Below are 17,399 nucleotides of genomic sequence, written 5' to 3'. Positions count from 1 at the left end.
CGCCCATGCTCGCCCGCGCCTCCGATCCCATCGTCGCCATCGCCACCGCTTCCGGCCGCGGCGCGGTCGGCATCGTGCGGGTGTCGGGCGCGCGGCTCGCGCCGCTGATCGAGGCGCTGTGCGCGCGGCCGCTCAAGCCGCGCGAGGCCACCTACCTGCCCTTTCGCGATGCCGCGGGCGAGGCGGTCGACCACGGGCTGGCGATCCATTTCCCCGCGCCCCATTCGTTCACGGGCGAGGACGTGCTCGAGCTCCAGGCCCATGGCGGCGCGGTCGTGCTGCAGCTGCTGCTGGCGCGCTGCCTCGAGGCCGCGGCCGAGCCCGATGCCGTCACCGGCCGCCCGCGCCTGTCGGGCCTGCGCGTGGCCGAGCCCGGCGAGTTCAGCCAGCGCGCCTTCCTCAACGGCAAGATCGACCTGGCCCAGGCCGAGGCGATCGCCGACCTGATCGACGCCAGCACCGAGGCCGCGGCGCGCAGCGCCGGGCGCTCGCTGTCGGGCGCCTTCTCGCGCGAGATCCACACGCTGCGCGATGCGCTGATCCACCTGCGCATGCTGGTCGAGGCCACGCTCGACTTTCCCGAGGAGGAGATCGACTTCCTGCAGAAGGCCGATGCCGCGGGCCAGCTGGTGCGGCTGCAGGGCCAGCTCGCGGCCGTGCAGCAGCGCGCGCGCCAGGGCGCCCTGCTGCGCGAGGGCATCAAGGTGGTGATCGCGGGCCAGCCCAATGCCGGCAAGAGCTCGCTGCTCAACGCGCTGGCCGGCGCCGAGCTCGCGATCGTGAGCGCCGTGGCCGGCACCACGCGCGACGTGGTGTCGCAGACCATCCAGATCCACGGCGTGCCGCTGCACGTGGCCGACACCGCAGGCCTGCGCGAGAGCAGCGACGAGGTCGAGCAGATCGGCGTGGCGCGCGCCTGGGGCCAGATCGAGAGCGCCGATGCGGTGCTGTTCCTGCACGACCTGACGCGCGCCGCCGCGCCCGACTACGCCGCGGCCGACGCCGAGATCCTGCGCGGCCTGCGCGAGAAGCTGCCTGCGGGCGTGCCGGTGCTCGACGTCTGGAACAAGCTCGACGCGGCTGGCTCGGCGCCCGCGCCGGCCGAAGGCATCGCGCTGTCGGCCAAGACCGGCGCCGGCATCGAGGCGTTGCGCGAGCAGCTCTTGGCCATGGCCGGCTGGCAGGCCGTGCCCGAGGGCGTGTACCTGGCGCGCGCGCGCCATGTGCAGGCGCTCGGCCAGGTCGAGATGCACCTGGCGCTGGCGGCCGAGCACCTGGCGGCCCATGCCCAGTCGCTCGACCTGCTGGCCGAGGAACTGCGGCTGGCGCAGAACGCGCTCAACGAGATCACCGGCGAGTTCGGCGCCGACGACCTGCTGGGTGTCATCTTTTCGCGTTTCTGTATCGGCAAATAGCGACACTCGGCGCGGCCGGCGCCGTCATTGCGTAAACATTTGTAGCCGAAATGTGGGCCGTTCGCGGATACTCCGGCTGAACTGCCCGGGGGCAAGTGAGAGCAGCATGTCCATCCAGAACCTGAGCCGCGCGATCGCGGACAACACCAGCAACGATGCCTTTGCGCTGATCCTCAATGTTCAGCAGTGGGACACGCTGGCCGGGTATCTGCAGCCGCAGGACGTCACCGTCGGCGACGTGCTGATCGCCCAGGGCGCGCAGGACCGTTCGGTCTTCTTCCTCGAGAGCGGCGCGATCAGCGTGCACCGCGTGAGCAGCAAGGAGCAGATGCGCCTGGCGGTGCTCACCGCGGGGTCGGTGGTCGGCGAAGGTTCGTTCTTCTCGCGCCAGCCGCACGCGGCCAACGTGGTGGTCACGGGTGCCGGCCGGGTCTGGCGCCTCACGACCACCCGCTTCTCGGAAATGTCGAACCGTCAGCCGAACCTCGCGCTCGAGCTCACGATGGCGCTCGGCGCGGTCATCGCCAAGCGCATGGCGCACCGCTCCAAGCGGGTCGCGGTGACCTGAGGCGCCGCCACTGGACGACGAGCCCCCATGCGGCCCCTGCCAGCCAGCATGCCTTTCCTCGATTGCCTCACTTCGCCATGGCCTTGATCTGTCCCGTCTGCAGCGCGGAGAACCGCGAGGGCGCGAACTTCTGCATGCGCTGCGGCGAGCGGCTGACGCCGGCTTCCGCGCCGCCGGTTCCGGCCGCGCCCACGCCCAATCCGAGCACGCGCTTCGAGCGCGAATGGGCCGCGACCGCGCCCGCGCAGCTGCGCGCTCCGACCATTCCCGGCGAGCTCTACGATGCGGCCGCCGTCACGCCCGGCGGCGGCAACGGTCAGCCGCAGGATGGCGATGCCGACCGGACCGTGCTGGTCGGCGCCGGCAAGCCGAAGCGCGCGCCGAAGCCGGAAGCCTCGTCCGACGAATCCGCCGAGGCCCGGCGTGCGCGCCGCCGCGAGCGCGCGCAGGCCCAGGCAGCCCAGCCGGCGGTCGGCCGGAGCGGCATGTGGCTCTGGGTCGGCCTGCTGGTGCTGGGCGTGGCGATGATCGCGGCGGGCTGGTATGGCTTCGGCAGCCGCGGTGCCGCGCCTGCGGCGCCCACGCCGGCTGTCGTGGCGCCCGCGCCGCAACCGGTGCCGGCACCGCCGCCCGCGCCCGTCGAGCCGGCTCTTGCTCCGGCGGCGGAAGCGCCCCCGGCCCCCGTGGCACCCGCCGCGCCGGCCGTGGAGGAATCCCCCGCGCCCGTAACCAAGCCCACCGCGGCTGCCCCGCCGAAGGCCGCGCGCAAGGCGGCGACGCCCGCAGCAGCGCCGGCTGCGGCCGAGACACCCGCGGCAGCGCCACCACCCGCGGCGACTCCCGCGCCGGCACCGGTGGCCGCGCCGGCCGATCCGCAATCGCAGTGCGGCGACCGCAACTTCATCGCCAAGGCCCAGTGCATGGCCGCGCAATGCGCCAAGGCCGAGTTCCGCGGCCATGCGCAGTGCGAGGCGGTGCGGCGCCAGCAGCAGCTCGACGAAGAGAAGCGCAACCCGACGCTTGTGAACTGAGCTCGGTCGGGCTCAGCCCTTCTGCAGCCGCTCGATCGCCATCGCCAGCGCCGCCGGCTTGCCCGACAGCACCAGCGTGTCGCCGTCCGACAGCACGGTGTCCTCGGCCGGCACGCGCGGCTGGCCGTCCTGGCGCCGCAGGCTCGCCACCCGCACCCCCAGGCCCTGCAGCGACAGCCGCTCCAGCGTCTGGCCGATGGCGCGCGCGCCGGCCGTGAGCGTGAAGGTGTTGAGGCGCTCGTGGTCGAGCTCGTCGGCGTTGTCGTCGTCGGCGCCGTGGAAGTAGCCGCGCAGCAGGTTGTAGCGCGCGTCGCGCTGGTCCTGCACCACGCGGATCACGCGCCGCATCGGCACGCCGACCAGCGCCAGCGCATGGCTGGCGAGCATCAGCGAGCCCTCGATGGCCTCGGGCACCACCTCGGTCGCGCCGGCCGCCTGCAGCTTCTCGAGATCGTGGTCGTCCTGGGTGCGCACGATCACCGGCACCTGCGGCGCATGGGCGCGCGTGTTGGCCAGCACCTTCATCGCGCCGGGCACGTCGAGGTAGGTCACGACCACCGCGCTGGCGCGCGCCAGGCCCGCGGCCATCAGCGCCTGCAGCCGCGCCGCGTCGCCGAACACCACCGAGTCGCCGGCCGCGGCGGCCTGCCGCACGCGGTCGGGATCGAGGTCGAGCGCCATGTAGGGGATGCCTTCGCGCTCGAGGATGCGCGCGAGGTTCTGGCCGCAGCGGCCGTAGCCACAGATGATCACGTGGCGCGCCGTGTTGATGGTCTTGCGCGCGATGCTCGTCATCTGCAGCGACTGCTGCAGCCAGTCGCTGGCCACCAGCTTGCGCACGATCGCGTTGCTGTACATCACGATGAAGGGCGTGGCCAGCATCGACAGCACCATCGAGGCCAGCACCGGGTTGGCCAGCCAGGGCGGCAGCAGGCTGCGTTCCTGCGCCAGCGTCAGCAGCACGAAGCCGAACTCGCCGGCTTGCGCCAGGTAGAGGCCGGTGCGCAGCGACACGCCCGAGGTCGCGCCCAGGCTGCGCGCGAGCAGCGTCACCAGGCCGAGCTTGAACAGCAGCGGCACCAGCAGCAGCACCGCCACCAGCACCCAGCGCTCGACCACGATGTGCCAGTCGAGCGACATGCCCACGGTGATGAAGAACAGGCCCAGCAGCACGTCGTGGAACGGGCGGATGTCGGTCTCGACCTGGTGCTTGTATTCGGTCTCCGAGACCAGCATGCCGGCGATGAAGGCGCCCAGCGCCAGGCTCAGGCCCGCGAGCTCGGTGAGCCAGGCCAGGCCCAGCGTGACCAGCAGCACGTTGAGGATGAACAGCTCCTCGCTGCGCCGGCGCGCCACCAAGGTGAGCCACCAGCGCATCACGCGCGGCCCGCCATAGAGCAGCACGCCGATCAGCAGGCAGGCCTTGAGCAGCGCGAAGCCCAGCGCCTTGGCCAGCGCCTCGGGCGGCGCGCCCAGCGCGGGGATCAGCACCAGCAGCGGCACCACCGCCAAGTCCTGGAACAGCAGCACGCCCATCACGCGCTTGCCGTGCTCGCTTTCGAGCTCGAGCCGCTCGGCCATCAGCTTGACCACGATGGCGGTGCTGCTCATGGTGAGCGCGCCCGAGAGCGCGAGCGCGGTCTGCCAGCCCAGGCGCCAGTCGGGCGGCAGGAAGGAGGCGATCAGCAGCGCGCCCACGGTGGCGATCGCCATCGTCAGCAGCACCTGCAGCAGCCCGAGTCCGAACACGTGCTTGCGCATCGCGCGCAGCTTGGGCAGGCTGAATTCGAGCCCGATCACGAACATCAGGAACACCACGCCGAATTCGCCCAGGTGCCGGATGCCTTCGGAGTTCTGCGCCAGCGCCAGCGCATGCGGGCCGATCAGCACGCCGGCCGTCAGGTAGCCGAGCATCGGCGGCAGCTTGAGGAAGCGGCATGCCACCACGCCGATCACCGCGGCCACCAGATACAAGAGCGTGAGATCGAACGAAGACATGGTGGGCGATGCTAGAGCAAGAGCCGTGCGCGCGTGGCGAGGGGCTTACCGGGGCCTGAAGCGCCGCGGGCCCCGCGCGGCGCGGCTTTCGGGCCCATTCCGGGTCGCGGCGTAGGGGCTCGCCGGGAACCGCGGGGCGGCGGGGCGCGGCCCGTAAAATCCGCCGATGCCCTCCAGCCCCCCCACGCCCCCCGTGGTCGATCCCGCCGCGATGCTCGCGCGGGCACGCGCCACCTTCGACATCGAAGCCGAAGCCGTGCTCGGCCTCAAGGCGCGCGTGGGCGACAGCTTCGTCGATGCCGTGCGCAAGATCCTCGAGGTGCGCGGCCGCGTGGTCGTGATGGGCATGGGCAAGAGCGGCCACGTCGGCCGCAAGATCGCCGCCACCCTGGCATCGACCGGCACGCCGGCGATGTTCGTGCACCCGGCCGAGGCCAGCCACGGCGACCTCGGCATGATCAAGGCGGTCGACCTCGTGCTCGCCATCTCCAACAGCGGCGAGGTCGAGGAGCTCACGGTGATCCTGCCGGTGGTCAAGCGCCAGGGCGTGCCGCTGATCGCGATCACGGGCCGTGCCGATTCCACGCTCGCCCGGCACGCCGACATCGTGCTCGACGCCGGCGTCGCCAAGGAAGCCTGCCCGTTGAACCTCGCGCCCACCGCGAGCACCACCGCCCAGATGGCGATGGGCGACGCGCTGGCCGTGGCGCTGCTCGATGCGCGCGGCTTCGGCTCGGAGGACTTCGCGCGTTCGCATCCGGGCGGGGCGCTGGGGCGCAAGCTGCTCACGCATGTGAGCGACCTCATGCGCACCGGCGCCGACGTGCCGCGCGTGGCGCCGGGTGCCAGCTTCAGCGAGCTGATGCGCGAGATGAGTTCCAAGGGCCTGGGCGCCACCGCGGTGGTCGATGCCGAGGGCCGCGCCATCGGCATCTTCACCGACGGCGACCTGCGCCGGAGGGTCGAGACCGGCGGGGACCTGCGCGGCCTCACCGCGGCCGACGTCATGCACCGCGGTCCGCGCACCTTGCGCGCCGACGCGCTGGGCGTCGAGGCGGCCGAGCTGATGGAACAGCATCGCATCACCAGCGTGCTGGTGGTCGACGCCGAGGGCCTGCTGATCGGCGCCCTCAGCATCAACGACCTGATGCGCGCGAAGGTCATCTGATGCCCTTCGAATTCCAGCCAGAGACATTGCTCGCCGCGCAGGACATCCGCATCGCTTTCTTCGACATCGATGGCGTGCTGACCGACGGCGGCGTCTACTTCACCGAGCACGGCGAGACCCTCAAGCGCTTCAGCATCCTCGACGGCTACGGCCTGAAGCTGCTGCGCAAGGCCGGCATCCTGCCCGCGGTGATCACCGGGCGCGATTCCAAGCCGCTGCGCGTGCGGCTCGAGGCGCTCGGCATCGAGCACGTGCGCTACGGCACCGAGGACAAGCTGCCGGCCGCCGAGGCCATGCTGCAGTCGCTGGGCTTCGGCTGGCCGCAGGCCGCGGCCATCGGCGACGACTGGCCCGACCTGCCGGTGCTGGGGCGCGTGGGCTTCGCGGCGGCGCCGGCCAATGCCCACGTCGAGGTGCGCGACGCCGTGCGCTACGTGACCCGCGCGCGCGGCGGCGAAGGCGCGGCGCGCGAATTCTGCGATCTGCTGGTCACGGCCAGCGGACAGTACCGGCGCCTGCTCGACGTCGCACGGAACACCGCCCTATGAAGCAGGCCTGGAACCTCCTGCGCGACGTCCTCGATCGCGTCACCATCTACCTGCCGATCATCCTGACGGCCGCGGTCGCGCTCGGCACCTACTGGCTGGTGCGCAACGCGCCCAAGCTGCTCGAGCCGACCGCCAAGGTCGCGCCCACCCACGAGCCCGACTACTTCATGCGCGGCTTCGTCATCAAGAACTTCCTGCCCAGCGGCGACCTGCGCAGCGAGCTGTTCGGCAAGGAAGGCCGGCACTACCCCGACACCGACACCATCGAGGTCGACGAGGTGCGCATGCGCTCGGTGTCGCCGCAGGGCTTCACCACCCACGCCACCGCCAACCGCGGGCTGTCGAACTCCGACGGCAGCGAGATCCAGCTGTTCGGCAACGCGGTCGTCATCCGCGACGCGGCCGTCGGCGCCAACGGCAAGACCTCGCCGCGCCTCGAGTTCCGCGGCGATTTCCTGCATGCCTTCCTCGACACCGAGCGCGTGCAGTCGAACAAGCCCGTCACGCTGATCCGCGGCACCGACCAGTTCACCGCCGACACGATGGACTACGACAACCTGACCGGCATCGCCAACCTCAACGGCCGCGTGCGCGGCACGATGGTGCCTTCGGCCAAGGCGGCCGGCGCCGCGGGCAAGCGCTGAGCGCCGCGCCATGACCACCGCGCCGTCGCCCCTCGTCTTCATCACCGGCGCCTCCAGCGGCATCGGCCAGGCGCTGGCCGCGCGCTTCTACGACGCGGGCTACCGGCTGGCGCTGGTCGCGCGCCGCACCGGCGAAATCGAAGCCTGGGCCAACGCGCGCGGACTCGACCGCGGCCGCTACCTGATCTACAGCGCCGACGTCGCGCGCACCGACAGCATCGTGGCCGCCGGCGCCGCCTGCATCGAGCGCCAGGGCGTGCCCGACGTGGTGATCGCCAATGCCGGCATCAGCGTGGGCATCGACACGGCGGAGCGCGAGGACCTCGACGTGCTGACGCAGACCTTCGCCACCAACAACGTCGGGCTGGCCGCCACCTTCCATCCCTTCGTGCGCGCGATGGTGCAGCGCGGCAGCGGGCGGCTGGTCGGCATCGCGAGCGTCGCGGCCATCCGCGGACTGCCGGGGCACGGCGCCTACTGCGCGAGCAAGGCCGGCGTGGTCGCCTACTGCGAGAGCCTGCGCGGCGAGCTGCACGGCAGCGGCGTCAAGGTCGTGACCCTGCTGCCCGGCTACATCGACACCCCGCTCACGCAGGGCAACCGCTACGGCATGCCGTTCCTGATGAAGCCCGAGGCCTTCGCCGACCGGGCGCTGGGCGCGATCGAGAGCGGTGCCAGCTATCGCGTGATTCCCTGGCAGATGGGCGTGATCGCCAAGATCATGCGCATGCTGCCCAACGCGCTGCTCGACCGCGCGGTGCAGGGGCGCGGGCGGAAGAAGCGGCGCGGCGAAGGCTGAACCCGAGGCCGTACCGGCCGCGGCAACGAAAAAGGCTCCCGAAGGAGCCTTTTGTCTTTTTTGGAAAGCGATCAGTAGCCGCTGTTGCCGCCGCCACCGTAGCCGCCGCGACCACCGCCGCCGCCGCCACGCGGGCCGGCGCCGTAGGGGCTGCGGAAACCGCCATCGCCACCACCGCCGCCGCCACCACTGCGGCCACCGCCGCCGTAGCCACCACCGCCGCCGCTGCGACCGCCGCCACCACCACCGCCGTAGCCGCCACCACCGCCGCCGCCGTAGCCACCGCCACCACCGCCGCCATAACCACCACCACCGCCGCCGTAGCCGCCGCCACCACCGCTGCGCGGGGGACGTGCTTCCATCGGGCGGGCTTCATTGACGACCACGCTGCGGCCGCCCAGGGGTTGGCCGTTCATGCCGTTGATGGCGGCCTGTGCTTCCGCTTCACTGCCCATCTCGACGAAGCCGAAGCCCTTCGAGCGGCCGGTATCGCGTTCCATCATGACCTTGGCGCTGGTCACAGCACCGAACTGACCGAATGCCTGCTCCAGATCACCGTCGCGCACCGAGTAAGGCAGGTTGCCGACGTACAGTTTGTTGCCCATCAAGGGACTCCTATAAACACATCAAGAAAAGCGATGGAGTCCCGATTAGCATCACTCAAACGAGAGCCGCCGAGTCGCGCGAAACTGTCCGATCACCCAGTGCCTCCAACCCGAAATGAAAAGGGAGGCTCGTGCATTATGGGTGAAATACAAGAAATGCAAGCAGGAATTTGCTTCTTGCGGTAGCACGGATTTTGACTCCTGGAGTTAGCGCACGCTTACTAACCAGGCCCCGAACTGGGCCTATGACACTTAAGGGTTAGAATTCGCCCGTCATTGGGGAGTAGCCGCCTTCCGTCTACGAGAAGGGCCCGCGTCAACAGACTTGTCCTGCCCCACACAGGACATGGCGCGGGCAGTGAAGAACAACACCTGGCGAGACCATTGACCGTGCAACTTCGGGAAATTTGGCCGAAGGTGTTGCACGGTCAATTGCGTCCCTTCGGCCAAGGAACCGTTTTTTCATGGAAGCTTTTCTCGTCGCGACCGGTGTCGTCGCGCTCGCCGAAATGGGCGACAAGACCCAGTTGCTCGCCCTCCTGCTGGCCGCCCGTTTCAGAAAACCCTGGCCGATCGTGGCGGGCATCTTCGCCGCCACCGTCATCAACCACGCGCTCGCGGGCGCGGTCGGCAACTGGATCACCCACTGGCTCGGCCCCGACATCCTGCGCTGGATCCTCGGCGGCTCCTTCATCGCGATGGCGATCTGGATGCTGATCCCCGACAAGCTCGATGACGACGATGCCCCGCGCTCCTCGCACTTCGGCGTCTTCGGCACCACGGTGGTCGCCTTCTTCCTCGCCGAGATGGGCGACAAGACGCAGATCGCCACCGTGATGCTCGCGGCGCGCTTCACCGAGGCCTATTTCTGGGTCGTGGTCGGCACCACCTTCGGGATGATGCTGGCCAACGCGCCGGTGGTCTGGCTCGGCGACCGCATCGTCAAGCGCGTGCCGATCAAGCTCGTGCACTCGATCTCGGCCGTCATCTTCCTGGTGCTGGGCGTGGTCGCGCTGATCGGCTGGTAGCGCCGCCGTCCAAAGCCCGGGGCCTGCCGTCCCGGGCCCGCGGCGATATACTGCCGCTCGCGCCGATTTGCTCCAGCTTGCGGGCGCTTGATAAATACAGCTAAAGACGGATGCCGTGACCCGGCTCGTTTTTGGCGAGGCCGGGTTTTTCATTTCATGTCCTCGTTGGTCGTCACTCCCCAGTCGATGCAGTTCGCGGGCCCGCTGGCCCTGCGCAGCGGCGCGACCATCGGCAGCTACACGCTCGCCTACGAAACCTACGGCACGCTCAATGCCAAGCGCAGCAATGCGGTGCTCGTGTGCCACGCCCTCAACGCCTCGCACCACGTCGCGGGCGTCTACGAGGGCCAGGCCCGCTCCGCGGGCTGGTGGGACAACATGGTCGGGCCCGGCAAGCCGCTGGACACCGACCGCTTCTTCGTCATCGGCGTCAACAACCTCGGCTCCTGCTTCGGCTCCACCGGGCCAATGCACGTGAACCCCGCGACCGGCCGCGTCTACGGCGCCGACTTCCCGGTGGTCACGGTCGAGGACTGGGTCGACGCCCAGGCCGCGCTGCTCGACGCGCTCGGCATCCACACGCTCGCGGCGGTGATGGGCGGCAGCCTCGGCGGCATGCAGGCGCTGTCGTGGACGCTGCAGTACCCCGAGCGCGTGCGCCACGCGGTGGTGGTCGCCAGCGCGCCCAACCTCACGGCCGAGAACATCGCCTTCAACGAGGTGGCGCGCCGCGCCATCGTGACCGACCCCGACTTCCACGGCGGCCACTTCTACGAGCACGGCGTGATCCCCAAGCGCGGCCTGCGCATCGCCCGCATGATCGGCCACATCACCTACCTCAGCGACGACGTCATGAACGCGAAGTTCGGGCGCCTGCTGCGCAACGCGGTCGAGGGCGAGGCGGCTCGCGACGACGCGGCCTATCGCTACTCCACGCAGGAGATCGAGTTCCAGATCGAGAGCTACCTGCGCTACCAGGGCGACAAGTTCAGCGAGTACTTCGACGCCAACACCTACCTGCTCATCACGCGCGCGCTCGACTACTTCGACCCCGCGCGCGAGCACGGCGGCAACCTCACGGCCGCGTTCGCGCGCGCCAGCGCCAAGTTCCTGCTCGTGAGCTTCAAGACCGACTGGCGCTTCTCGCCCGCACGCAGCCGCGAGCTGGTGAAGGCGCTGCTCGACAACCGCCGCAGCGTGAGCTACGCCGAGATCGACGCCCCGCACGGCCACGACGCCTTCCTGCTCGACGACGTGCGCTACATGGGCGTGGTGCGTTCCTACTTCGAGCGCGTGGCCCAGGAGATCGCATCGTGAGCGACAACGACATCCAGCGCCACATCGCCGCGCTCGTGCCCGAGGGCTCGCGCGTGCTCGACCTCGGCTGCGGCGACGGCGCCCTGCTCGCGCTGCTGCAGCGAGAGCGCGGCTGCACCGGCTACGGCGTGGAGATCGCCGACGGCAACGTGCTGCAGTGCATCCGCCGCGGCGTCGACGTGATCCAGCTCAACCTCGACGAAGGCCTGGCGATGTTCGACGACGCCACCTTCGACGTGGTGCTGCAGATCGACACCCTGCAGCACCTGCGCAATGCCGAGGTGATGCTGCGCGAGACCGCGCGCGTGGGCCGCTTCGGCATCGTGGCCTTCCCCAACTTCGCGCACTGGCCCAACCGCATCAGCGTGGCGCGCGGCCGCATGCCGGTCACGCGGCGGCTGCCCTACCAGTGGTACGACACGCCCAACATCCGCGTGGGCACCTTCAAGGACTTCGAGGTGCTCGCGCGCAAGAACAACCTGCGCGTGCTCGATGCCTTCGGCCTGCAGGACGGCCGCGACGTGCGCTGGCTGCCCAACGCGCGCGCCAGCACCGCGGTGTTCAAGTTCGAGCACGGGGGCTGAAGGCGCCCCGCCGCCCATGGCGTTCACGCTCGCCCAGCCGGTCCACAGCGAACTGCTGATCAAGAAGAGCCGCTTCATCGGCTGCGTGCAGTCCGTGCCCGACCGCGAGGCGGCGCTGGCGGTCGTCGCCGCGCTGCGCGCCGAACACCCGGGCGCGGCCCACGTGTGCTGGGCGCTGATGGCCGGCGGCCAGTCGGCCGCCAACGACGATGGCGAGCCGGGCGGCACCGCGGGCCGGCCGATGCTCGAGGTGCTGCGCCACCAGCAGATCGAAGGCGCGCTCGCGACCGTGGTGCGCTATTTCGGCGGCGTGAAGCTCGGCGCGGGCGGGCTGGTGCGCGCCTACACCGACAGCGTCGCGCAGGCGCTGACCGGCGCGCGGCTGGTGCCGCTGGTGCGCCTGCGCACGCTGCGCTGCGAAGTGCCCTATGCGCTCGAGGGCCTGGTGCGGCGCGAGCTGGCCGCGGCCGGCGCGGTGCTCGAATCGGTGGCGCATGCCAGCACGGTGGCCTTCGTCTTCGCGCTGCCCGAGACCGCGGCCGAAGCCTTCATCGCGCGCCTCGACGATGCTGCCCAAGGGCGCGTCGCCTGGCCGCGGGCGTGAGCCGCTTGCGCGGCACGGCGGGCGTGCCCGCTTCGTCGGGCGCCAGTGCCGTCATCGCGAGCACGCCGCGCGGTGCCAGCGGCAAGGCCGCCGCGCCGCCTTCGTCGTCGTAGGGGCGGCGCGCCATCTCGGCCGTCACGATGCCGGTGGGCACCGCGAGCACGCCCCAGCCCAGCAGCATCATCACCGAGGCGATCGCGCGGCCCAGGTCGGTCTTGGGCACCAGGTCGCCGAAGCCCACGGTGGCCATGGTCGAGATCGCCCAGTACACCGCCACCGGGATGCTGGTGAAGCCGTGCTGCGGGCCCTCGACCACGTACATCAGCGTGCCCATCACCAGCACCACCAGCATCACGAAGCCGACGAACACGGTGATCTTGCGGCGGCTGGCCGCCACCGCCGAGACCAGCGCGCGGTACTCGGCCGAATAGCGCGAGAGCTTGAAGATGCGGAACACGCGCAAAAGCCGCAGGATGCGCACGTCGATCAGGTAGGCGAGCTCGGGCGTGAGGATGGCCAGGAAGGTCGGCAGCAGCGCCAGCAGGTCGATCACGCCGTAGAAGCTCAGCGCATAGCGCAGCGGCCGCTTCACGCAGGCCAGGCGGCCCAGGTACTCGAGCGTGAAGAGAGCCGTGAAGAACCATTCGAGCACGCTGAAGGTCGAGCCCCAGCGCTGGTGGATCGGCTGGACGCTGTCGAGGATCACCACCGCCACGCTGGTCACGATCACCGCGATCAGCACCAAGTCGAACAGCCGGCCCGCGCGCGATTCGGATTCGAAGATCACCGAGAACAGCGAGCGGCGCCAGCCGTGCGCGGGCTTGCCGAAGCGCGCGTCGCCGGCCGCGGCCTCGGCCGTGAGGGAAGCGATGGTGTCTCTCGAGAGGAAGGTCGTCATGGTGGCGGGTCGCTGGTGGGCTGCGGCGCATTGTCGATGCGCAGGTGCGCCGTTCGGGTCGGAGTCCGTCGCATACGGCGCGAACCAAGGGAACTTCCCGCGCTTCGCGCACCCGTGAAAGGACATCGTCCTTTGTGGTTGGCACCGCCAGCGAATCGGGCGATGATGGCGCGCGACCGATTTATTCGGTTACGCCTCTTGCGCAATGAAGTGCAGGAGGCCCCAAGCGCATTCTTACGATAGTCCTTTTCATGAGGAGCTCTCTTTTGGCCACTTCTTCCTCCCCTTTCTTCGGCAAGCGCGAACGCGAAAACGATGCATTGACCTCCAGGCCCGCGCCGCTCGTGGGCTCGGGCACCAACCTCTCGGGCTCCCCCGTCAATCCCTCGTCGTTGACCGCCCAGGCCGGCCTCAATGCCGCCGCCGCCGCACCCGCCGTGAAGGAAGGCGGCAGCAAGCTCACCGTCGGCCCCAACATCAAGCTCAAGGGCGTCGAGATCACCGATTGCGACACGCTCGTGGTCGAAGGCCTGGTCGAGGCCACCATGGATTCGCGCCTGATGCAGATCGCCGAACAGGGCGAGTTCAAGGGCTCGGCCGAGATCGACATCGCCGAGATCCGCGGCGTGTTCGACGGCAACCTCACGGTGCGCGAGAAGCTGGTGATCCATTCGACCGGCAAGGTCACGGGCAAGATCCGCTACGGCAAGATCGTGATCGAGGAAGGCGGCCAGATCTCGGGCGAGATCAGCTTCGGCGCGAAGCCCGCGGTGCAAGCCGCGGCCTGATCGGCCGTTCCCGATCGCAGCGCGGGCCGGGTCAGGCTTTCTTCGAAGCCGTCCCGGTCTTCGCTTTTTTGGCCGCCGTGCCCGCCGCCTTCTTCGCGGCAGCCGGCGGCTTCGGCGTTCTGGGCGCCTTCGGTGCCGCTGCCGGTTCTTCCGCCGGTGCCGGCGCTTCCCAGCCCAGGCGCTCGAGCAATTCCGCCGCCGCTGCCGGTGCACGCTCCTTCGCCCCGTTGATGAAATAGACGAACACCTCGCGCGGCTTCGCGGTGGTTCCGGCCCAGCCCTGCGCGCGTTCGGCCCAGCCGTCGAGCGCCTTCGCCGCATAGCCGGTCTTCTGCTTCGCGTCGGCCATCATGAGCCGCGCATAGGCGAACTCGCCCTCGGGCTCCTCGAAGGACGGGAACTTGTCGGCGTCGGTGAAGACGGTCGACACCTTGTGCTTCTTCGCGAGCGCCTTGTAGGCCGGCACGATGAAGCTCTCGTGGCGCACGTCCATCACGTGGCGCAGCGGCGTGCTGCCCTCCTTCTTCGGCAGCAGCTCGAGGAAGGCCTCGAAGTCCTCGGCATCGAACTGCTTGGTCGGCATGAACTGCCAGACGATCGGCCCGAGCTTGGGGCCGAGCTCGGTCACGCCGCTGTCGATGAAGCGCCGGATCGATTCGCCCGCGGTCGAAAGCAGCTTGCGGTTGGTCGCGAAGCGCGAGGCCTTCATCGAGAACACGAAGCCCTCGGGCGTGTCGTCGCGCCACTTGCGGAAGTTGTCGGGCTTGAAGGTGCTGTAGTAGGTGCCGTTGATCTCGATCGCGCTGACGTGGCGGCTCGCGTAGTTCAGCTCCTTCGCGTGTGCGAGCCCCTTGGGGTAGAAGTTGTCGCGCCAGGGCTCGTAGGTCCAGCCGCCGATGCCCACCTTGATCCGAGTCGTCGATGCCTTGCTCACGTCGCCCTCCAGGTTGATCGACCGCACTCTACGCGCCCGCGGCCATGGGCGCAAAATGCGGCTTTTGTCTCGCCACCCCACCGCGGAGAACCCCGATGAACGCTCCCCTGCACCGCGAAATTCCCGCCGGCCTGCTCGACGCCGAGCGGGCCCTGTCCGACGTCACCGCCCAGTGGGACGGCGACATCGTGCGCCAGCTCACCGACTACATCGCCATTCCGGCCAAGTCGCCGGGCTTCGACAAGGACTGGTCGGCCCACGGCCACCTCGAGACCGTGTTGCGCAATGCCGCGGCCTGGGTCGAGGCGCAGAAGGTCGAGGGCCTGAAGCTGGAGATCGTGCGCCTCGAGGGCCGCACGCCGGTGCTGTTCTTCGAGGTGCCCGCCACCGGCACCGACATGCGCGAGACCGTGCTGATGTACGGCCACCTCGACAAGCAGCCCGAGTTCACCGGCTGGCGCAACGACCTCGGCCCCTGGACGCCCAAGTACGAGAACGGCCTGCTCTACGGCCGCGGCGGCGCCGACGACGGCTACGCGGTCTACGCCAGCATCGCGGCGCTGCAGGCCATCAAGCGCCAGGGCACGGCCCATCCGCGCATCGTCGGCCTGATCGAGACCTGCGAGGAGAGCGGCTCCTACGACCTGCTGCCCTACGTCGACGCGCTGCGTCCGCGCCTGGGCGAGGTCGAGCTGGTGATCTGCCTCGATTCGGGCGCCGGCAACTACGACCAGTTGTGGCTCACCACCTCGCTGCGCGGCATGGCCAGCGGCACGCTCAAGGTCGAGGTGTTGACCGAGGGCATCCACTCGGGCGATGCCTCGGGGCTCGTGCCCTCGAGCTTCCGCATCATGCGCCAGGTGCTCGACCGCCTCGAGGACAGCGCCACCGGCCGGCTGCTGCCCGCGAGCTTCCATTGCGAGGTGCCGCCCGACCGACTGGCGCAGGCCAAGGCCACGGCCGCGATCCTCGGCGAGGAGGTCTACAAGCGCTTCCCGTGGGCGCACTACGACTGCGGCGGTTCCACCATGTTCGCGCTGCCGACCACCACCGACCCGGTCGAGGCGCTGCTCAACCGCACCTGGAAGCCCACGCTGTCGGTGACCGGCGCCGAGGGCTTCCCGGCGCTGAAGGATGCGGGCAACGTGCTGCGCCCCTACACCGCCTTCAAGCTGTCGCTGCGGCTGCCGCCGCTGGTCGATGCGGCCGAGGCGGTCGGCAGCCTCAAGGCGCTGCTCGAGGACAACGCGCCCTACCAGGCCCGCGTGACCTTCGAAAGCAACGGCGGCGCCACCGGCTGGAACGCGCCCACCATCACGCCCTGGTTCGAGGATGCGCTCAACAAAGCCTCGCGCGCGCACTTCGGTGCCTCCTGCGGCTACATCGGCCAGGGCGGCACGATCCCGCTGATGAACATGCTGAGCGCCGGTTTCCCGACCGCGCAGATGATGGTCTGCGGCGTGCTCGGCCCGAAGAGCAATGCCCACGGCCCGAACGAGTTCCTGCACGTGCCCTACGCCAAGAAGCTCACGGCCGCCGTGGCCGAGGTGATCGCGGCGCTGCCGGCCGCGCACCGCGCCGCGCAGGAAGCACCGGCGGCCGCGTGAACCCGTGGGCCGCGTTGCCCGAGCCGCAGCGCGTGTCGCTCGCCGCGCCCGGCGGCGAACGCTGGTGCTGCGCCGCCTGCCCGCGCCGGGCCCGGCGCGCGCCGTGGTCGTGCTGGTGCACGGCCTCGGCGAGCATGCCGGGCGCTACCACGCGCTGGCCGAGCGGCTGCACGGCTGGGGCTTCGCCGTCTGGGCCCATGACCACCATGGCCATGGCGCCTCGAGCGGCGCGCGCGGCGGCTTGCCGAGCGAGCTGCGGCTGGTCGACGACCTCGCGCTCGTGATCGACGATGCGCGCACCGCCAACCCGGGCCTGCCGCTGGTGCTGCTGGGCCACAGCCTGGGCGGGCTGGTCGCGGCGAGCCTGGTGGCGCGCGGCGTACGGCCGGTCGATGGACTGGTGCTCTCGTCGCCGGGGCTCGATCCGGGCCTGAGCGGCTTCCAGAAGCTGCTGCTCGCGGTGCTGCCGCGCATCGCGCCCAACCTGCGCGTGGGCAACGGGCTCGACGACAACTTCCTCTCGCACGACCGCGCCGTGGTCCAGGCCTACCGCGACGATCCGCTGACCCACGACCGCATCGGCAGCCGGCTCGCGCGCTTCCTGGCCTATGAAGGCGAGACCGTGCTGCGCGCGGCGCCGCGATGGCCGGTGCCCACGCTGCTGCTGTACGCGGGCGACGACCGGCTCGTGAAGCCGGCCGCGAGCCGGGCCTTCGCGCAGGCCGCCGCGGCCAGCGGGCAGGTCGAGGCGCATGGCTTCGAGACGCTCTATCACGAGCTCTTCAACGAACTCGAGGCGCAGCCGGTGTTCGATGCGCTCGAGCGCTGGCTGGCCCGGCGCTTTCCCGCCGCGGCCTGAGCGC

The 17,399-nt window shown here is 70.3% G+C and carries 17 protein-coding genes, 1 pseudogene and 1 riboswitch; of the genes and pseudogenes, 14 read left to right on the top strand and 4 right to left on the bottom strand.

From position 1 onward, the window contains the following. The first annotated feature begins 5 nt into the window (after positions 1–5). The 3 genes from mnmE to BM109_RS13745 all read left to right on the top strand — a co-directional run bounded on the left by mnmE (position 6) and on the right by BM109_RS13745 (position 3,014). On the top strand, positions 6–1,415 hold the full coding sequence (mnmE, locus tag BM109_RS13755) for a tRNA uridine-5-carboxymethylaminomethyl(34) synthesis GTPase MnmE (RefSeq protein WP_093343589.1): 1,410 nt from the start codon (positions 6–8) through the stop codon (positions 1,413–1,415). 106 nt (positions 1,416–1,521) lie between these two features. Beyond that, entirely contained in the window at positions 1,522–1,983 is a 462-nt protein-coding gene (locus BM109_RS13750) for a Crp/Fnr family transcriptional regulator (protein WP_093343587.1), read from the top strand. 77 nt (positions 1,984–2,060) lie between these two features. Next, positions 2,061–3,014, top strand: a complete 954-nt coding sequence (locus BM109_RS13745; protein WP_093343586.1) for a zinc-ribbon domain-containing protein — start codon at positions 2,061–2,063, stop codon at positions 3,012–3,014. A gap of 12 nt (positions 3,015–3,026) precedes the next feature. Here BM109_RS13745 and BM109_RS13740 read toward each other — a convergent pair whose 3' ends face one another. Beyond that, positions 3,027–5,012 (bottom strand): monovalent cation:proton antiporter family protein, encoded by a 1,986-nt coding sequence (locus BM109_RS13740; RefSeq protein ID WP_093343585.1) that lies wholly within the window; start codon positions 5,010–5,012, stop codon positions 3,027–3,029. A 166-nt stretch (positions 5,013–5,178) separates the two neighbouring features. Here BM109_RS13740 and BM109_RS13735 point away from each other — a divergent pair, with 166 nt between their 5' ends. From BM109_RS13735 to BM109_RS13720, 4 genes are read left to right on the top strand one after another with little or no spacing between them, the layout of a single operon-like run. Then, entirely contained in the window at positions 5,179–6,180 is a 1,002-nt protein-coding gene (locus BM109_RS13735; RefSeq protein WP_093343583.1) for a KpsF/GutQ family sugar-phosphate isomerase, read from the top strand. Next, positions 6,180–6,728 (top strand): KdsC family phosphatase, encoded by a 549-nt coding sequence (locus tag BM109_RS13730; protein WP_093343582.1) that lies wholly within the window; start codon positions 6,180–6,182, stop codon positions 6,726–6,728. Before BM109_RS13735 ends, BM109_RS13730 begins: the two co-directional genes overlap by 1 nt. Beyond that, a complete protein-coding gene (lptC, locus tag BM109_RS13725; protein WP_093343580.1) occupies positions 6,725–7,372 on the top strand; it encodes an LPS export ABC transporter periplasmic protein LptC in 648 nt (215 codons plus the stop codon). Before BM109_RS13730 ends, lptC begins: the two co-directional genes overlap by 4 nt. A gap of 10 nt (positions 7,373–7,382) precedes the next feature. Beyond that, positions 7,383–8,171, top strand: a complete 789-nt coding sequence (locus BM109_RS13720; protein ID WP_093343579.1) for an SDR family oxidoreductase — start codon at positions 7,383–7,385, stop codon at positions 8,169–8,171. A 71-nt stretch (positions 8,172–8,242) separates the two neighbouring features. Here BM109_RS13720 and BM109_RS13715 read toward each other — a convergent pair whose 3' ends face one another. Beyond that, positions 8,243–8,776: an RNA recognition motif domain-containing protein gene (locus tag BM109_RS13715; RefSeq protein ID WP_093343577.1), complete on the bottom strand. Its 534-nt coding sequence runs from the start codon at positions 8,774–8,776 to the stop codon at positions 8,243–8,245. Between the two features lie 266 nt (positions 8,777–9,042). Then, positions 9,043–9,232, top strand: a riboswitch (yybP-ykoY riboswitch). 8 nt (positions 9,233–9,240) lie between these two features. On the opposite strand from BM109_RS13715, the gene BM109_RS13710 reads away from it, so the two are divergent. From BM109_RS13710 to BM109_RS13695, 4 genes are all read left to right on the top strand, one after another. Further along, on the top strand, positions 9,241–9,804 hold the full coding sequence (locus BM109_RS13710) for a TMEM165/GDT1 family protein (protein WP_057597363.1): 564 nt from the start codon (positions 9,241–9,243) through the stop codon (positions 9,802–9,804). Between the two features lie 156 nt (positions 9,805–9,960). After that, complete coding sequence (locus BM109_RS13705) at positions 9,961–11,121, top strand: homoserine O-succinyltransferase MetX (protein ID WP_093343576.1); 1,161 nt, start codon at positions 9,961–9,963, stop codon at positions 11,119–11,121. Continuing rightward, entirely contained in the window at positions 11,118–11,705 is a 588-nt protein-coding gene (metW, locus tag BM109_RS13700; RefSeq protein WP_057597361.1) for a methionine biosynthesis protein MetW, read from the top strand. The genes BM109_RS13705 and metW overlap by 4 nt, the downstream gene beginning before the upstream one ends. 16 nt (positions 11,706–11,721) lie before the next feature. Further along, a complete protein-coding gene (locus BM109_RS13695) occupies positions 11,722–12,309 on the top strand; it encodes an IMPACT family protein (protein ID WP_093343574.1) in 588 nt (195 codons plus the stop codon). Here the strand turns inward: BM109_RS13695 and BM109_RS13690 are convergent. After that, the gene (locus BM109_RS13690; RefSeq protein ID WP_093343572.1) at positions 12,254–13,207 is read right to left on the bottom strand and encodes an ion transporter; all 954 of its coding nucleotides are present in this window, start codon (positions 13,205–13,207) and stop codon (positions 12,254–12,256) included. The two genes, BM109_RS13695 and BM109_RS13690, sit on opposite strands and share 56 nt — an antisense overlap. Positions 13,208–13,473: 266 nt before the next feature. Here BM109_RS13690 and BM109_RS13685 point away from each other — a divergent pair, with 266 nt between their 5' ends. Beyond that, complete coding sequence (locus tag BM109_RS13685; protein WP_256222563.1) at positions 13,474–13,995, top strand: bactofilin family protein; 522 nt, start codon at positions 13,474–13,476, stop codon at positions 13,993–13,995. Positions 13,996–14,026: 31 nt separating this feature from the next. Here the strand turns inward: BM109_RS13685 and BM109_RS13680 are convergent, their stop codons facing one another. Next, positions 14,027–14,929: a DUF72 domain-containing protein gene (locus BM109_RS13680; RefSeq protein WP_093344145.1), complete on the bottom strand. Its 903-nt coding sequence runs from the start codon at positions 14,927–14,929 to the stop codon at positions 14,027–14,029. A 95-nt stretch (positions 14,930–15,024) separates the two neighbouring features. Between BM109_RS13680 and BM109_RS13675 the strand changes: the two genes are divergently transcribed. Both BM109_RS13675 and BM109_RS13670 read left to right on the top strand, forming a co-directional pair. Continuing rightward, positions 15,025–16,536 (top strand): M20 family metallopeptidase, encoded by a 1,512-nt coding sequence (locus BM109_RS13675; protein ID WP_093343569.1) that lies wholly within the window; start codon positions 15,025–15,027, stop codon positions 16,534–16,536. Positions 16,537–16,568: 32 nt separating this feature from the next. Then, a pseudogene (locus BM109_RS13670) lies at positions 16,569–17,395 on the top strand (lysophospholipase). The last annotated feature ends 4 nt before the right edge of the window (positions 17,396–17,399 follow it).

This window comes from Variovorax sp. PDC80 (genome assembly GCF_900115375.1).
In the GTDB taxonomy this organism is placed as follows: Bacteria; Pseudomonadota; Gammaproteobacteria; order Burkholderiales; family Burkholderiaceae_C; genus Variovorax.
Note: the sequence above shows the minus strand (reverse complement) of the source record. Positions and strands in the feature narration are given on the sequence as shown.

Excerpts from the sequence above, each read along its gene's own strand:
- lptC (WP_093343580.1), top strand. The coding sequence starts at position 6,725 with ATGAAGCAGGCCTGGAACCTCCTGCGCGACGTCCTCGATCGCGTCACC.
- BM109_RS13695 (WP_093343574.1), top strand. The coding sequence starts at position 11,722 with ATGGCGTTCACGCTCGCCCAGCCGGTCCACAGCGAACTGCTGATCAAG.
- BM109_RS13710 (WP_057597363.1), top strand. The coding sequence starts at position 9,241 with ATGGAAGCTTTTCTCGTCGCGACCGGTGTCGTCGCGCTCGCCGAAATG.
- BM109_RS13750 (WP_093343587.1), top strand. The coding sequence starts at position 1,522 with ATGTCCATCCAGAACCTGAGCCGCGCGATCGCGGACAACACCAGCAAC.
- BM109_RS13720 (WP_093343579.1), top strand. The coding sequence starts at position 7,383 with ATGACCACCGCGCCGTCGCCCCTCGTCTTCATCACCGGCGCCTCCAGC.
- BM109_RS13745 (WP_093343586.1), top strand. The coding sequence starts at position 2,061 with ATGGCCTTGATCTGTCCCGTCTGCAGCGCGGAGAACCGCGAGGGCGCG.
- BM109_RS13705 (WP_093343576.1), top strand. The coding sequence starts at position 9,961 with ATGTCCTCGTTGGTCGTCACTCCCCAGTCGATGCAGTTCGCGGGCCCG.
- BM109_RS13690 (WP_093343572.1), bottom strand. The coding sequence starts at position 13,207 with ATGACGACCTTCCTCTCGAGAGACACCATCGCTTCCCTCACGGCCGAG.
- mnmE (WP_093343589.1), top strand. The coding sequence starts at position 6 with ATGCTCGCCCGCGCCTCCGATCCCATCGTCGCCATCGCCACCGCTTCC.
- BM109_RS13730 (WP_093343582.1), top strand. The coding sequence starts at position 6,180 with ATGCCCTTCGAATTCCAGCCAGAGACATTGCTCGCCGCGCAGGACATC.
- BM109_RS13735 (WP_093343583.1), top strand. The coding sequence starts at position 5,179 with ATGCCCTCCAGCCCCCCCACGCCCCCCGTGGTCGATCCCGCCGCGATG.
- BM109_RS13740 (WP_093343585.1), bottom strand. The coding sequence starts at position 5,012 with ATGTCTTCGTTCGATCTCACGCTCTTGTATCTGGTGGCCGCGGTGATC.
- BM109_RS13675 (WP_093343569.1), top strand. The coding sequence starts at position 15,025 with ATGAACGCTCCCCTGCACCGCGAAATTCCCGCCGGCCTGCTCGACGCC.
- BM109_RS13715 (WP_093343577.1), bottom strand. The coding sequence starts at position 8,776 with ATGGGCAACAAACTGTACGTCGGCAACCTGCCTTACTCGGTGCGCGAC.